The organism is Paenibacillus sp. LHD-117, assembly GCF_030929555.1.
In the GTDB taxonomy this organism is placed as follows: domain Bacteria; phylum Bacillota; class Bacilli; order Paenibacillales; family Paenibacillaceae; genus Pristimantibacillus.
In genome coordinates this window covers 38,785-53,478 of record NZ_JAVFVT010000006.1, presented here as the reverse complement: position 1 = coordinate 53,478, position 14,694 = coordinate 38,785, and the positions used below count along the sequence as shown (strand labels likewise).

Genomic DNA, 14,694 nt, shown 5'->3' with positions numbered 1-14,694 from the left:
CGACGGTCTTGGCGGTATTCGCTAGAACGATACGCTAAGTTTGATGACAAGCTCGTCGTCCTTCACTTCCACGGCATTCGCTTTCAGGAAGGATAAAATCAGTTCCGGATAAAAACCTAAGTCGAATTCTTCTTCCAGCGAGTCTCGCGTCGTGTCTGGCAGAGCAAATCCGTTAAACAAAAGTTCGTCCACGTGGAAAATGATTCCGTTTGTCGGTTCGTCTTGGATGCTATAATGGCCTTTCACGCTAATCTCCATATTATCCCGCTTGCCGTGCGCCGTAATCGAATCGTCTTCGAACGCGAAGGCGAAGTTGTTGAACCGTTCGTCCTGCTCCCGGAGAAATTCGTTCAGCTTCGCTTCGGGCACGCGGATGGTGTAATTAAAACCTTTTACCTCGAGCATCTCTTTGTTGTCCTGCACCCACGCGGGAAGCTTTCCCATCGCAGCCGACAATGCCTTAAAATATTCGCGCACCTCGGACAGCCCTGCGGTTTCCCAGAAGCTGGTCAGCTCTTGAATCATCAGCCGGATTCGCTCGCTGTCGGATCGACCGCTTAGTTCACCGTCAACGCTTTGCTCCAGGGCGAGCACACGTTCCCGCTGCTCGATAAGCTTACGTTCCATCTCGGCAAGCTCTGCTTGCTTGCTTTCAAGCTCCTTGTAATTGTCCTGCATGCCGCGGTATTGATCGATATAACCGCTAAGCGTAGATTTGTCCTGCGAGACGATAATGTCGATATAATCGAGCACCCGGAAAAAGTTCGTCCAGGACTTCATCGTCAGCAAAGCGGAATATAAGGAATCCCGTTCTCCCATATAATAGGCTCGCAGCACCTCGCCGGCTTGTTCGCGCTTGTCCGCGATGTGAAGCTCTTGTTCGTGAAGCTCAGCCTCCGCGCCCGACATCGTTGCCAGCAGCTCCTGTTTTTTCTCCTGAATGCGAGTAATCTCTTTGTCGATCTCAACGACGGACAGGCTTTTCTCCAGCAATTCGTGTATATCGTCCGGAGGCGCCGTCGCATGCTGCTCGGCCAGAACCGGGAGCTGAAGGGCGAGCATGGTGCCGACGAACATTGCCGCGAGCATGCAGGCGACCCGTTGTCGATAACTGATAGCGGCCAACGTCATCCTCCCTCCTTACGCAACTAGTTTATGCGGCAGCCGATTCTATTATATCTCAGAATTAGAAAAGGATGAATCATCGATGCGCACCAATATTGGTCCCGCTTCTGATGCAGTGACGCGGCTAATAGCCGTTTCGTCATTGATCGGGAAGGAACTTTCCGGAGAAGGAGATGTTCCTTGCATTACGTTTGCCGACTACATGGCGATCTGTCTCTACGATCCAGCCGGGGGCTATTACCGCGCCGGTGAAGCGAGAGTAGGGAAGGCAGGCGACTTCTATACAAGCTCCGGAATCGGCGATATTATGGCGCGCGCAATTGCATATGCTGCCGCAAGCTGCCATGAGAAGCTGGGTATCCTCGATGAGCCGCTTCTGCTCGCGGAATGGGGGGCCGGAACGGGACGATTATCCGCCCAGCTGGGCGCCGTCATCGAGGAGCAAGCCGTTATTGGAGAGCGCCGATACCGGCAGCTGCTTATCGAAGATCATACCGGACATCGCGGCGTTATCCCCGAGACCTTTGCCAAACTGAGCGCCGTGCCTTTGCCGATCATATTCACTTCAAGCGAGGCATGGAGCCGCTCCTCAGAATGGCTCGGCGGGCCGCTCATGCTCATTGCCAACGAGCTGCTCGATGCGTTTCCCGTACACCGGGTTACGAATCGCGGAGGAGAGCTGCTGGAGCTTGGGGTCGCCGGTTCGCCGCATGAAGGGTTCCGGTACGTGCACATGCCGATTGCGGATCCCCGCATCAGAACGGCGATGGATCACGGTGCTCAAAAGTTGGAAGAGGGTCAGATCACGGAAATTAACTTGGCGGCGAACGATTGGATCAAGCGAATCGGAGAATCGATGCGCAGGGGGCGGGTTTTGCTTATCGATTACGGGCATGATGGCGAAGAATTGTCGGCTTCTCACCGTATGGCAGGCACGCTGATGACCTATCGTCATCATCAAGCGAACGATTCGCCATTTGTTCGGCCTGGCGAACAGGATATTACCGCGCACGTCAACTTCACGGCTATACGCCATGCCGTCGTTGAGGCAGGATTTCGGGTCGTTTATTTTGGAACTCAGAAGCAGTTCCTTGTCGATCATGGCGCGCTCGAGCTGCTGCGCGATCATGGCGGCGCTGATCCCTTCTCACCTATCGCGAGACGAAATCGGGCCATACGGCAATTGATGATCAGCGACGGCATGAGCGAATCGTTTAAAGTGATGATCCTGGAGAAGGATGCGGAGGAGTCACCTGATTAAAAAAGAGCTGTCCGGCGGCAGACGATAATCTGCGCCGAGACAGCTCTTTGTAATTCTAAGCATTGATAATTTTGCACACCTTAAAACGAGCTTAGAATTCTCGGAATAAAACGCGCCGCGCCGCCAAAGAACGGCGACAGCCGTTTTACCTTGTTGGGCGTGCTTAGAACGGCAAGCTCATCTTGAAGACGGACCAATATGTGAATCCAAGAAATGAAATCACCATATATCCCCAGAACATCATTATGTAAGTGCGTTCGGAGAAATTCAAGTAACCTAGAAATACGAACGCGACGGCTTGCGCGAAGAACAGAAGCGCAAACTCGGTCATATGGCCTGCGAAAGCCATGAGCCCGATAACTAAGCACCAGAAGCCAAGTACCCGATACATGCGTGCCATGATACATCCCCCTTCCACGTGGCCCATTTTTTCTAAACTTCATTATAACGTTTGCCTTCTGGAGTGTAAACCTGAAAGCGTGACGAATTCGCAAACTTTTGTGACATTCCAAGATGGAATACGGGCGGAATCATGCCTTCTGTTGACAGTTTGCTCAACCTTCGCCGAAATCATGTATGAGGTCGTCAAAATTTGGATATACAAATTAGTATCCAATAGATTCTATGAACTCTACCAAGGGCATAGAGATAAGTAAGCGCCTTTACGTTAGGAGGTTTTGATTGCATGACAGCAGTTAGACAAGATGCGTGGAGTCCGGACGATGATCTTATTCTCGCCGAAGTAACGCTGCGCCATATTCGAGAAGGAAGCACTCAGCTTGCGGCATTCGAAGAAGTAGGGGAAAAAATAGGCCGTACATCCGCGGCTTGCGGCTTCCGCTGGAATAGCTGTGTCCGCAAACGTTACGAGGATGCAATTCAGATCTCGAAACAGCAAAGACAAAAACGCAACTATTTGAAAAAACAGACGGTTACGGCAGCCGCAACGGCTACCTCCCAGGTATCTTCGCTTGCCGTATTCGAGACGGAGGATCGCATCTTCAAAGGCGATATCGGCGCGCTCGACGAGGGACTGTCGGTTGACGCGGTGATCCGCTTCCTGCGCAGCTGGAAGACGACTTACCAGGATCTTTCCCGTCAGATCAAGTTATTCGAGAAGGAAATGAAAGACAAGGAAGAAGAGCTGTTCCGGCTCCGGAGCGAGAATGAGAGATTGACGAAGGAAGTAAACAGCGCTCAGACGGATTACAGGACCGTAAACGACGATTACAAGACGCTCATCCAGATCATGGACCGCGCGCGAAGGCTTACCGTCCTCTCGGGCGAAGAAGAAGCGAAACCGCGTTTCAAGATGGACGCGAACGGGAATTTGGAACGTATTGAATAGGTCATAAAGGCAAACGATCATCGGAAACCCGCCGTTCTTGGAACGGCGGGTTCTCTGTTGTATAATGGCAGGAAACGGAAGGACGGGAGGACTGGAACTTGCGGATCGGGATAATCGGGGGAGGTTCCATCGGCCTATTGATCGGCGCTAAGCTAGCCGAGTCCGGGACGGATGTGACGGTCTGGACCCGCACGGAGAATCAAAGCGAGAACATCACGAAAAAAGGAATCCGGCTGCTCGCCGAGCATGGTTCGGAGAAGGTCGTGAAGGCTGCAGGCGAATGGCTATCTGAGGAACGGCTGCGGACGGCGGAGAAGGCAGGGGTGCGTTCTTGCGAATGGTATATCTTGGCGCTGAAGCAGACGGACTTGTCGGAAGAGGTCGTAGGCCGGATCATCCGTTTAATCCGCTTAACGCCTGGCGCTCCCGCCCTGGTTTGCATGCAGAACGGAACCGGGCATCTCGAGAAGCTGGCCGAGGCGGCTGCTGGCGGATTCGACCTATATAACGCGGTGACGACCGTCGGAGCCAAACGCGAGGACGAACGTTCCGTCCGGCATACCGGACACGGGCTAATACATATCGGAAGCCGGGCGGAGAATTCGATCGATGCCGGATCGGATGCAAGCCCCGAACGGGTGCCAGACATGGCCGACCAAACGAGCAATCGTCAAAAAATGTTGCTGGAATCGCTGATTCGGGCAGGATTTGACGCTTCGCTGTCGAATGACATCCATAATCGTGTTTTCCAGAAATTGCTCATGAATGCAATCATCAATCCATTAACGGCGATATTCGATATTCGGAACGGCGAACTGCCCTCTCACCCGAGAGGGTATCCGCTGATGAAGGCGCTGCATCTCGAGACGGAAGCGATTCTCCGCGCCGCAGGCATGGACGAGTGGCAGGATAGCTGGGAGGGCGTGCTTGGCGTCTGCCAACGGACAAGCCAGAACGTTTCGTCGATGCTTGCGGACGTCCGGGCAGGCAGAAGGACAGAGATCGGTTCCATTAACGGAGAAATCGTGCGGCTAGCCACGGCGCACGGCTTGCAAGCCCCGTTGAACGAGTCGGTCTTGCGTCTCGTCGAGGCATTCGGAAGCGGTCAGTAAGGAAGCGGGGGGAGTATACCGACATGAACGCAATATTGGACAGCCTTTGGAAGCTGTCTACGGCACTTGCCGTTTTTCCGATCGTGCCGTTCGCCATCGTGCTGTTCGGTTACGGGGCTTACGTGAAAGACCGGAAGAAAGCGCTTCGGATGGCAATGGACGTGTCGACGATCTTTTTTATCCTGTGCGTAGCGGGATGCTTCAAGCTGCTGTTCGACAGCACCTTCGGCTTCTACGGCATTCTGCTCGTCATGCTGCTTGCCGGCGGACTGCTCGGCAACGCGCAATTCCGAAAGCGCGGCAACGTCGACGTAAAAAGGACATTCCGGGCGATTTGGCGGCTTAGCTTTTTTGCGATGAGCTTCCTATACGTCATTTGCATGGTCGTCTTGCTCGGAAAAGTGGTTTTCTCCGTAGCTTAATGTGGCATTATATCGAGATCGCAACGTCCCCGATTTTCGCGGGGGCGTTTTTTCTTTTTGACTGCCGTACGACTATTCCTGTACAATTGGCTATGGTTTTACTATTATTTTCTCAGTAAAATAATGAGCTGACCGGAGAACTGGAGGTGCATGGCTGGGATGAATCATGATCATTATCGGCTGCCTGTCTCACAGGCGCTGACAGCAGCATATATGGAACGCAAGGACGCCGGAGTGGACGCATTGTACAGGTATCACGCCGGAACGCCGCAAGATTGGGAGACGCGCTGGCAAAGGCTTGGAGCAAGCGGAAATACGCGTGCCGCGGCGGCTGACGTCGCATCCGTGCTTCGCGGTTATAATGAACGTTTTGGCGCATCCGAAGCGACGATGAGGAATATCGCGGCGCTGGCGGAAGGAGCGCCGGTCATCGTTGGAGGCCAGCAAGCCGGGTTATGGACAGGTCCGCTTCTCGTCATACATAAGGCGGTATCCGTCATCGGGGCGGCCAAGTCGGCCGGCGAACAGCTTGGCGTCCACGTCGTGCCGGTATTCTGGATTGCCGGAGAAGACCATGATTGGGACGAAGCGAACCATGCTTATGTCATTACGGCTGAGCAGGAGCTTCGCAAGCTAATGGCCACGAAGCCGGAAGGAACGAGAACGTCGGTCAGCCGGACAACGATCGGTGCAGAGCAATGGGAGCAGCTCGCAAGCGAGCTGGAACAATCGCTTCCGCATTCCGAGTTCAAGGCCCCTATGATGGAAGAGCTTCGTCAGCTTTCGGGCGAATGTTCATCCTTAACGGAGATGTTCGCTTCGATCATGACGAAGTTATTCCGTTCGGAAGGGCTCGTGCTTCTGGACGCGGATGATCCGGCCCTTCGCAAAGTGGAAGCGCCGATGTTCCGAAGGATGCTGGAGCAGAACGAAAAGCTGGACGCGGCATACAAGGCTTCGGCCGCCCAAGTGAAAAGTCTTGGTTATCCGTTGCAGGCGGAATTGGCCGAAGGCAGCGCGAACTTGTTCCTATTCCAGTCCGACAAGCAGGATGAGCGCACGCTGCTCTATAAGAAGGATGGATTCTTCCAAGACCGGAAAGGAACCGTCACGTGGACGCAGGATGAGCTGCTGCGACTCGTCGACGAACGACCGGAGCAGTTCAGCAACAACGTAATGACGCGTCCTCTCATGCAGGACTACCTGTTTCCCGTCATTGCCGCCGTGCTCGGTCCCGGCGAAATCGCTTATTGGGCGACGACGGGCGAAGCGTTCCGTGCGCTCGGCATGGAGATGCCGATCCTCGTGCCTCGGATGTCCTACACGCTGATCGAAGGCACGATCGCCAAAAACATGGCCAAATACGAGCTCAGCTTCGCGGACGTGATGGAAAGGTTCGAGGAGAAGAAGTCGGCCTGGCTGAAGGGGCAGGACAGCTTGGATATCGAATCCAAATTCGGCGAGGCGAAAGCTTCATTCGAAAGCATGTACCTGCCGCTGCTGGAGCTTGCCGGCTCGATTCAAGCCGGGCTGACAAAGCTTGGCGAGACGAACATGGCGAAAATTTTGGAACAAATCGGCTATCTGGAATCGAAGACGATCGATGCGTACAACAAACAATTCGAAGCTTCGACCCGCCAGCTCGAACGGATCCGGTTGTCGCTGCAGCCGCTCGGCAAACCTCAGGAGCGGGTCGTCAACATGGCCGGCTACTGGAATCGGTATGGCGACGAATGGCTGAAGAAATTGCTTGAGGCGCCGTACAGCCGCACGGGCGAACATGAAATCGTTTATTTATAATGGAGGGTGCTGACATGAGTACGATTGACAAAAGCATAATCGCGGATCCATCCCTGGCTCCGGAAGGCCATCTGAAGATTGATTGGGCGAGCGCGCATATGCCTGTATTGAACCGCATTAGGGAGCAATTCGAGCAAGAGAAGCCGTTCCAAGGACTGAAAGTGACGATTTCCCTCCACTTGGAGGCGAAGACGGCCTACTTGGCTAAGGTGGTGCAAGCGGGCGGCGCGGAAGTGACGATCACGGGCAGCAATCCGCTATCGACGCAGGACGACGTCTGCGCGGCGCTCGTGGAAGACGGCATTACCGTATTCGCGAAATACAATCCGACGCCGGCCGAATTCAAGGCGCTGAACATGAAGGCGCTGGAGTGCAACCCGGATCTGCTGATCGACGATGGCGGCGACCTCGTTACGCTGCTCCATACGGACAGCAAGGAACACGCCGTCAATCTGCGCGGAGGCGCGGAAGAAACGACAACCGGCATCATCCGCCTGAGAGCGCTCGAGAAACAAGGCGAGCTGCAATTCCCGATGATCGCGGTTAACGACGCGTATTGCAAATATTTGTTCGATAACCGGTACGGCACCGGACAATCCGTCTTCGACGGCATCAACCGCACGACGAACCTGGTCGTAGCCGGCAAGACCGTCGTCGTCGTCGGTTACGGCTGGTGCGGCAAAGGCGTGGCGATGCGGGCGAAGGGACTCGGCGCGAACGTCATCGTCACGGAGATCGATTCAATCAAAGCAGTGGAAGCGTACATGGACGGGTTCGCGGTCATGCCGATGCTGGAAGCGGCGAAGCTTGGCGATATGTTCGTCACTGTAACGGGCAACCGCGACGTCATCCGCCGCGAACATTACGAAGTGATGAAGGACGGCGCGATCTTGTCCAACGCCGGCCACTTCGACGTCGAAGTGAACAAGGTCGAGCTCGAGGCGATGTCCGTATCCAAACGTACGGTGCGCCGCAATATCGAAGAATACAAGATGGAGGACGGCCGCAAGTTCTACCTGCTGGCGGAAGGACGCCTCGTCAATCTGGCTGCGGGAGACGGCCATCCGGCGGAAATCATGGATATGACGTTCGCCCTGCAGGCAATGTCGCTCAAATACGTAAACGAGCAATACAACACCATCGGGAACAAAGTGGTGAACGTGCCTTACGAGCTCGACGAGCAAGTGGCGCGCTACAAGCTGGAATCGCTTGGCTTCGCCATCGATAAGCTGACGGCCGAGCAGATCGCTTATTTGGACAGCTGGGCGGAGCACGAATAAACGGAAACGGCCGCTTCAAGCGGCCAGCCCGGCCTTTCGCGCGTACATGCGCGGAAGGTCCTTTTTTTCGTTTCCATTGGAACCTTTCTCTTCCAAAAACCGTTTAGGTTGGTGAAGCAGCCGATTATCAATTGAATAAGGGGGGTGAAGGCATGGTTCAATCGTCGGACAAAAAAAGAAGACGGCACAGCCTTATGGCCGCGCTCGCGCTCGCGTTAGCTATCTTGCTGCTGGCCGGGTGCCAAGCAGCCGATTCGAATTCGGCCGCAAACGGCGGGAATTTCACCGGCAGCGGCGAGAGTAAGTCATCTTCCGCGAATAACGGAGGAACGGATGCCTTGAAGTCGCAATCGGTCGCGGAAGCGCCATCGGAGGAAGCGGCGGAGGGCGAAGTCGCCGAGGGCGGCGGGGCGCTTGGCGGAACGGAGGCCGCGAGCGGCGAAGCCTTCCACGGCAAAATCATTTATTCCGCCAACCTGACGATGCGGGTAGAGGATCTCAAGGCGACGGCTTCGGAGCTGAAGAACGCGATCAACACCAGCGGCGGCTACATTTTGCAATTCAGCGATTCCAGGTACGACGGGGAGATCGGATCCCAATATACGATCAAAGTTCCCGCGCAGGGGTTCATGTCGTTCGTGGACCGGATATCGAACATTCCGAATCTGCAGATCGAAAAAAGCTTGTCCGGGAAAGACGTTTCGGAGGAATACGTAGACCTGGAGTCCCGGTTAAAGGCGAAGAGAGTGGTGGAGGATAGGCTTCTCGGCATGATGGAAAAGGCATCCAAAGCGGATGATCTGCTGCAATTCTCCAACCAGCTCGCCGTCGTTCAAGAGCAAATCGAACAAATCCTGGGTAGGCTCCGATACCTGGACGCGAATGTCGCCTACTCCACGATCGAGCTTAGGGTCTATCAAAAGGATCAAAAGCTGGCTTCCGCCGAACATATGAATCCCAAATCCTTCGGATCTAAGCTTTCGGACGCCTTGACAGGGAGCTCGAAAGCCGTACTCAATGGATTGCAGCTTCTCTTGATCGTTTTTGTAGGCGCATTGCCCGTAATTGCTGTGCTCGCTGTCGTCGGAATCCCGATCTATCTGTATGTCAAGTACAGAAGGACGCAAAAAGGAGCTCCCGGGACGATGTCGGATGACGGAAATTCACCGCCGGAAAGTTAATATTTAACAACCTAAAATAGTTAAACAAAATCCTGCTACTCTAGCAGGATTTTTATTTTAGGTGGCGAACTATTGTATTTAGGTGGGGAAAAGTGGGGCAAAGTGGAGTGTTTGGGGGAAGGAGTGGAGCGGAATCATGTTTATGGGTGAATATCAACATAGCATCGACGAGAAGGGGCGGATCATTATCCCTTCGAAATTCCGCGATTCGCTTGGAACGACCTTTATCGCCACCCGAGGCCTCGACAACTGTTTGTTCGTTTATCCCATGAGCGAGTGGAGCGTGCTGGAGCAGAAGCTGAAGACGCTGCCGCTTATGAAGTCGGACGCACGGGCGTTCACGAGATTTTTTTTCTCGGGGGCGACGGAATGCGAGCTGGATAAACAGGGAAGGGTAAACATACCCGCCCATCTGAGAGATTATGCCAAGCTGGATAAGGATTGTATGGTATTAGGCGTCTCGGGCCGCGTGGAAATTTGGAGCAAGCAGATTTGGGAAGGTTATTACGCGCAATCGGAGCAAGCCTTTAACGAAATCGCGGAGAAGCTGGTTGATTTCGATTTTAACTTTTAGCGCGAGAACGACATCATCTTAGAGAATAACGAACATCAGGAACGGGGGAATGACGGCGTGTTTCAGCATACGACGGTATTATTGGAGGAAGCAGTTGACGGATTGGCCATCAAGCCCGGCGGCATCTATGTGGATTGCACGCTTGGAGGGGCCGGGCATAGCGAACTCATCGCATCCAGGCTAAGTGACGGCGGAAGGTTGATTGCGTTCGACCAGGATGACTTGGCGCTAAGCAACGCACGCGAACGGTTAGCTCCCTATATGGATAAAGTAACGCTGGTCAGAAGCAACTTCCGCTACCTGGAGCAAGAATTAAGAGGCTGCGGTGTTCCGCTCGCGGATGGCATTCCGCAAGTGGACGGCATCCTGTTCGATCTAGGCGTCTCGAGCCCGCAGCTAGACGAAGCCGAGAGAGGCTTCAGCTACAACCACGACGCTCCGCTGGACATGCGAATGGACCGCGAGGAGCCGCTTACGGCGCATGAAATCGTAAACGAATGGGAAGAAAGAGAGATTGCCCGCATACTAGACCGGTACGGCGAAGAAAAATTCGCCCGCAACATCGCGCGCAACATCGTGAAAGCAAGAGCTGTCGCGCCGATCGAGAAGACCGGCGAGCTAGCGGAGCTGATCAAATCCTCCATTCCGGCCGCTACGAGACGGACGGGTCCGCATCCGGCGAAACGTTCGTTCCAGGCTTTGCGCATCGCGGTCAACGACGAGTTGGGAGCGGAAGAGGAAGCGCTGGAGCAGGCGGTACGATGTCTTGCCCCGGGAGGCAGGGCGTCGGTGATTACGTTCCATTCCTTGGAAGACCGGATATGCAAGACGATTTTTGCCAAATATGTGGAAAAATGCACTTGTCCGCCTGATTTTCCGTTATGCGTTTGCGGCAACAAAGGCACGCTTAAACTTATAAACCGAAAACCTATTCTACCGGGCGAAAGAGAGCTGGAAGACAATCCGCGCGCGCGTTCGGCCAAGCTGAGGGTCGCAGAAAAATTGTAAAAGGGGGATTTTATCGTGGCGTATGTGAATGGCAATCTGGCACTCCAACCGAAGAGAAAAACAAAGCAGGAGCCGGTAATCCGCGAAACCAAAAAACTCGTGATCAAACGCAAGTCTTTGCCGGTCCAGGAAAAGCTGCTTTATTTGTTCACCGTCCTGATCTGCGTCGTTGTCGCCGGAGTCATTATTTTCCGCTACGCGCAAATCTATGATATGAATCTCCAAATTAATAGAATGAACACGGAATATCAGACGATGAACATCGAGCTGGAAGAGCTGAAGAAGCAGGTCGAAATGCTGAGCAATCCGGAGCGTATCCGGAAGATGGCCGAGACGCAGGGCATGGTAAACAGCCTGGATGGCGGCATTACGGTGAAAACGAACGATGACGACCTGACGACAGTCATGCAAGAATAGGGTGATTCATATGGGGAAACGAATTAAGCTTCGAACGTTGTTTTTTGGAGGGATCATGACCCTCCTTTTTCTCATTTTAATCGGTCGAATCTACTTGGTCCAAGTTGTAGACGGGGCCATGTGGTATGACGAAGCGAAAAAAAGATGGGCGGCAGCGGATACGATCGCGGCGAAGAGAGGAGAGATCACGGACAGGGACGGCAATGTGCTGGCGATGGACACGATCGCATACAACGTGTCGGTAGACCCGCAGATCATTCATGAAGCGGATATTGCGGAGGAGGTAATTGACGGACTGCACGAAACGCTCGGCATCCCGAAGGACGAACTGGACAAGCAAGTCAAGGCGCAGAAGGATGACGGTACATACTACAGATCCCGCGAGCTGAGGAAGGGCGGGTGGCAGATCGATAAAACGGTGGCCGACGGCATCCGGACGTTCCGCGACGAGCTGGAGGAAAAGCTGAAGGACGACAAGAAGGCGCAAGACACCGGCATCTATCTCACCGAGACGCTCAAACGGTATTATCCGCGCGATTCGCTCGCCTCCCAGCTTGTCGGCTACGTCAGCTTGGACGGGGAGAACAAAACCGGCGTGGAAGCGTATTTCGACGATCAATTGACGGGCGTCGACGGCTTTATCAAATACGAGAAGGACGGCAAACGCGTCCAGCTCTCCAAAGGCGAGGTCGACTATCAGGCGCCGAAGGACGGCAGCAACATCAAGTTGACGATCGACAGCGACATTCAACAATACGTGGTGGAAGCGCTGCGGGACATCGTCGAGAAATACGCGCCGAAGAGCGCGACGGCGATCGCCGCCGATCCGAACACGATGGAAATCCTCGCGATGGCGAACATGCCGGAGTTTAATCCGAACGAATACGGAAAGTACGACTACGCGAGCTTCTACAACCATGCCGTCGGCTCGCTGTACGAGCCCGGCTCGACGTTCAAGATCGCTACGCTTGCGGCCGCGGTCGAGGAAGGCGTTTTTAATCCCGACGAGATCTATCAATCCGGAAGTATCGTCGTTCCGGGGGATCCGAGGCCGATAAGAGAGCATAACCGGGTGGGCTGGGGCAAGATCAGCTTCCTCGACGGGCTCAAATATTCCAGTAACGTCGCGTTTGTAAAGCTGGGCTTCGAGAGGCTCGGCGCGGATAAGCTCCGCGACTACTTCACTAAGTTCGGTTTCGGCCAGAAGACGGGCATCGAGCTGACGAACGAGCTTCCCGGCTTGATTAATTTGAAGTATAACAGGGACATCGCATCGGCTTCGTTCGGCCAAGGCCAGGTTCAGGTTACCGCGATTCAACAGGTTGCGGCAGTGGCGGCCGTCGCCAATGGCGGCAAGCTGATGGTGCCCCATATCGTGAAAAGCATTACCGATCCGTCAACCAAAACGACGACGGTCCACGAGCCGAAGTTCGTGCGCCAAGTCATCTCGGAACAAACCTCGAAGCAGGTCGGCGAATACTTGGAGCAAGTTGTCTCCGACTTGGAGAAGGGGACCGGACGGAACGCGTACATCGAAGGTTACCGCGTGGCTGGTAAGACGGGCACGGCGCAGAAGGTTATCAACGGCAAATATTCGACGGATAAATTTCTCGTATCCTTTATCGGCTACGCACCCGTGGACAACCCTCGCATCGTGCTCTACATCATGGTCGACGAACCGAACGATCCGCTCGTCGGCGGCGGCACGGTCGCGGCCCCGGCCTTCCGCGAGATCGTGCTGAAGAGCCTTCGGAAGATGGGAGTCGCGCCGAACTGGGATCTGATCGAGAAAGAGCAAGAAGAAGAGCAGAACAAAGAAATCCAGATTTCCGTACCGGATTTGAAGGGTTTGAAGGTATCCCAGGCGCAAGCCGAGCTGCAGGGCCAAGGCATGGCCTTCGAGCTCGTCGGCGGAGGCGGCACCGTGCTGAGCCAAATTCCTTCCGCGGGATCGCTCATCCATCCAACGCAGAAGGTGTATCTCGTTACGGAAACGAAGGATCAGCTAAGCGTCCCCGATTTGACCGGCGTCTCGCTGCGCGACGCGCTGGAGCTGACCTCCTTGATCGGCGCGAGGCTCGTGCCGGAAGGAACGGGTTATGTCGTTTCCCAGCAGGTTATCGAACAAAACGGGGAACGGCTGGTCAAAGTGAAGCTGTCGCCGCCGGAAGGTTCGGAAGGCTACGCCCAAGCGATGAGCGAGGGCAATGCGAACGAAACCGGCGGCGCGGACGACGATTCCGAGGACTCCGGCAGCGGCACGGGATCGGATGGCGGGGATGACGAGAACGGCGGATCGCCGGATACGGGCGGCGATTCCGGAGACTCCGGCGGTTCCGGCGGCGTTGGAACAGAAGGATCCCAAGGCGGCGAGAACTAGCCGATTTGAGACTCTAGCTGATTGCAGCCTTCGACAGCCATCGAGTAAGCCTATTGAATCGCATCGTGAGCTTTGAGCGGGATTTTTGATCTAATAAATTATACCTTCTAGGATCTAACGGATATGGGCGCTCTTATTATGCGATAATGAGCCACTATGGAAATCTAACGGACGAGAGAGAGCATATTTCATTGAAAATGGCGTTTTTCAGATTTAGAAACCGAAATAAGGCCTCATATCTCCGTTAGATTTTCAAAGCGAACAAAAAGAGCCGAATAGCGGCAGCTGCATCCGTTAGCATTCTGGAAGCCGGGAAACGAGGAGCGGAGCGTAGCTGTAAGCTACGTGAGCACCTCAAATGTTTCTGAAAGAAACATACTTCGTAAGCATAGGCTTTGACGGTTCCGTGCAACATTCGACGTCGAATAAGCTTCCTGAGTTACATCGTGATCAAAAGCGGACTTTTTGAACTTCAATTCAAATAGAGGTTCAAAAAGTCCGGTTTTCAGCACATTAGCCTATGCTTCCGATGCTGCGTTTTTTTCAAAAACGCTGTAGAAGATTGGACGAAACCGGGAAACGAGGAGCGGAGCGTAGCTGGAAGCTACGTGAGCACCGGAGTGACCGGCTGAGTACAAGATTCGACGTCGAATTAGCTTACTGAGTTACATCGTGATCAAAAGCGGGCTTTTTGAACTTCATCTAATGGGGCTTGTTCTATCCCCCTCTTGTCCTTCATAGGTTGGGAATGAGCGTCAGCGTACGCTCGCTCGCATAGCGGAGGCG

General features: G+C 54.2%; 13 protein-coding genes. 11 read left to right on the top strand and 2 right to left on the bottom strand.

Going from position 1 to position 14,694, the window contains the following annotated elements; genetic code table 11:
• Positions 1-21 precede the first annotated feature (21 nt).
• Positions 22-1,131 (bottom strand): hypothetical protein, encoded by a 1,110-nt coding sequence (locus RB620_RS05970; protein WP_308092714.1) that lies wholly within the window; start codon positions 1,129-1,131, stop codon positions 22-24.
• A 76-nt stretch (positions 1,132-1,207) separates the two neighbouring features.
• Here RB620_RS05970 and RB620_RS05965 point away from each other — a divergent pair, with 76 nt between their 5' ends.
• Positions 1,208-2,386 (top strand): class I SAM-dependent methyltransferase, encoded by a 1,179-nt coding sequence (locus tag RB620_RS05965; protein ID WP_308092713.1) that lies wholly within the window; start codon positions 1,208-1,210, stop codon positions 2,384-2,386.
• 163 nt (positions 2,387-2,549) lie between these two features.
• On the opposite strand, the gene RB620_RS05960 is transcribed toward RB620_RS05965, so the two are convergent.
• Positions 2,550-2,786 (bottom strand): DUF2626 domain-containing protein, encoded by a 237-nt coding sequence (locus RB620_RS05960; RefSeq protein WP_308092711.1) that lies wholly within the window; start codon positions 2,784-2,786, stop codon positions 2,550-2,552.
• 285 nt (positions 2,787-3,071) lie between these two features.
• On the opposite strand from RB620_RS05960, the gene RB620_RS05955 reads away from it, so the two are divergent.
• From RB620_RS05955 to RB620_RS05910, 10 genes are all read left to right on the top strand, one after another.
• On the top strand, positions 3,072-3,734 hold the full coding sequence (locus tag RB620_RS05955; RefSeq protein WP_308092710.1) for an RsfA family transcriptional regulator: 663 nt from the start codon (positions 3,072-3,074) through the stop codon (positions 3,732-3,734).
• 98 nt (positions 3,735-3,832) lie between these two features.
• Positions 3,833-4,846: a ketopantoate reductase family protein gene (locus RB620_RS05950; protein ID WP_308092708.1), complete on the top strand. Its 1,014-nt coding sequence runs from the start codon at positions 3,833-3,835 to the stop codon at positions 4,844-4,846.
• A 23-nt stretch (positions 4,847-4,869) separates the two neighbouring features.
• Positions 4,870-5,268 (top strand): DUF3397 domain-containing protein, encoded by a 399-nt coding sequence (locus RB620_RS05945; RefSeq protein WP_308092706.1) that lies wholly within the window; start codon positions 4,870-4,872, stop codon positions 5,266-5,268.
• A gap of 159 nt (positions 5,269-5,427) precedes the next feature.
• The gene (gene bshC, locus RB620_RS05940; RefSeq protein WP_308092704.1) at positions 5,428-7,068 is read left to right on the top strand and encodes a bacillithiol biosynthesis cysteine-adding enzyme BshC; all 1,641 of its coding nucleotides are present in this window, start codon (positions 5,428-5,430) and stop codon (positions 7,066-7,068) included.
• 14 nt (positions 7,069-7,082) lie between these two features.
• A complete protein-coding gene (locus RB620_RS05935) occupies positions 7,083-8,348 on the top strand; it encodes an adenosylhomocysteinase (protein WP_308092702.1) in 1,266 nt (421 codons plus the stop codon).
• 152 nt (positions 8,349-8,500) lie between these two features.
• The gene (locus RB620_RS05930) at positions 8,501-9,529 is read left to right on the top strand and encodes a DUF4349 domain-containing protein (RefSeq protein WP_308092700.1); all 1,029 of its coding nucleotides are present in this window, start codon (positions 8,501-8,503) and stop codon (positions 9,527-9,529) included.
• A 136-nt stretch (positions 9,530-9,665) separates the two neighbouring features.
• Positions 9,666-10,103: a division/cell wall cluster transcriptional repressor MraZ gene (gene mraZ / locus RB620_RS05925; protein WP_308092698.1), complete on the top strand. Its 438-nt coding sequence runs from the start codon at positions 9,666-9,668 to the stop codon at positions 10,101-10,103.
• A gap of 57 nt (positions 10,104-10,160) precedes the next feature.
• On the top strand, positions 10,161-11,111 hold the full coding sequence (rsmH, locus tag RB620_RS05920; protein ID WP_308092696.1) for a 16S rRNA (cytosine(1402)-N(4))-methyltransferase RsmH: 951 nt from the start codon (positions 10,161-10,163) through the stop codon (positions 11,109-11,111).
• Positions 11,112-11,126: 15 nt separating this feature from the next.
• On the top strand, positions 11,127-11,528 hold the full coding sequence (gene ftsL, locus RB620_RS05915) for a cell division protein FtsL (RefSeq protein WP_308092694.1): 402 nt from the start codon (positions 11,127-11,129) through the stop codon (positions 11,526-11,528).
• Positions 11,529-11,538: 10 nt separating this feature from the next.
• Positions 11,539-13,908 carry a penicillin-binding protein gene (locus tag RB620_RS05910; RefSeq protein ID WP_308092693.1) on the top strand — a complete coding sequence of 790 codons (2,370 nt, stop codon included), beginning with the start codon at positions 11,539-11,541 and terminating at the stop codon, positions 13,906-13,908.
• Positions 13,909-14,694: the final 786 nt, after the last annotated feature.

Excerpts from the sequence above, each read along its gene's own strand:
- RB620_RS05955 (WP_308092710.1), top strand. The coding sequence starts at position 3,072 with ATGACAGCAGTTAGACAAGATGCGTGGAGTCCGGACGATGATCTTATT.
- mraZ (WP_308092698.1), top strand. The coding sequence starts at position 9,666 with ATGTTTATGGGTGAATATCAACATAGCATCGACGAGAAGGGGCGGATC.
- RB620_RS05935 (WP_308092702.1), top strand. The coding sequence starts at position 7,083 with ATGAGTACGATTGACAAAAGCATAATCGCGGATCCATCCCTGGCTCCG.
- RB620_RS05945 (WP_308092706.1), top strand. The coding sequence starts at position 4,870 with ATGAACGCAATATTGGACAGCCTTTGGAAGCTGTCTACGGCACTTGCC.
- RB620_RS05960 (WP_308092711.1), bottom strand. The coding sequence starts at position 2,786 with ATGGCACGCATGTATCGGGTACTTGGCTTCTGGTGCTTAGTTATCGGG.
- bshC (WP_308092704.1), top strand. The coding sequence starts at position 5,428 with ATGAATCATGATCATTATCGGCTGCCTGTCTCACAGGCGCTGACAGCA.
- RB620_RS05910 (WP_308092693.1), top strand. The coding sequence starts at position 11,539 with ATGGGGAAACGAATTAAGCTTCGAACGTTGTTTTTTGGAGGGATCATG.
- RB620_RS05970 (WP_308092714.1), bottom strand. The coding sequence starts at position 1,131 with ATGACGTTGGCCGCTATCAGTTATCGACAACGGGTCGCCTGCATGCTC.
- RB620_RS05930 (WP_308092700.1), top strand. The coding sequence starts at position 8,501 with ATGGTTCAATCGTCGGACAAAAAAAGAAGACGGCACAGCCTTATGGCC.
- RB620_RS05965 (WP_308092713.1), top strand. The coding sequence starts at position 1,208 with ATGCGCACCAATATTGGTCCCGCTTCTGATGCAGTGACGCGGCTAATA.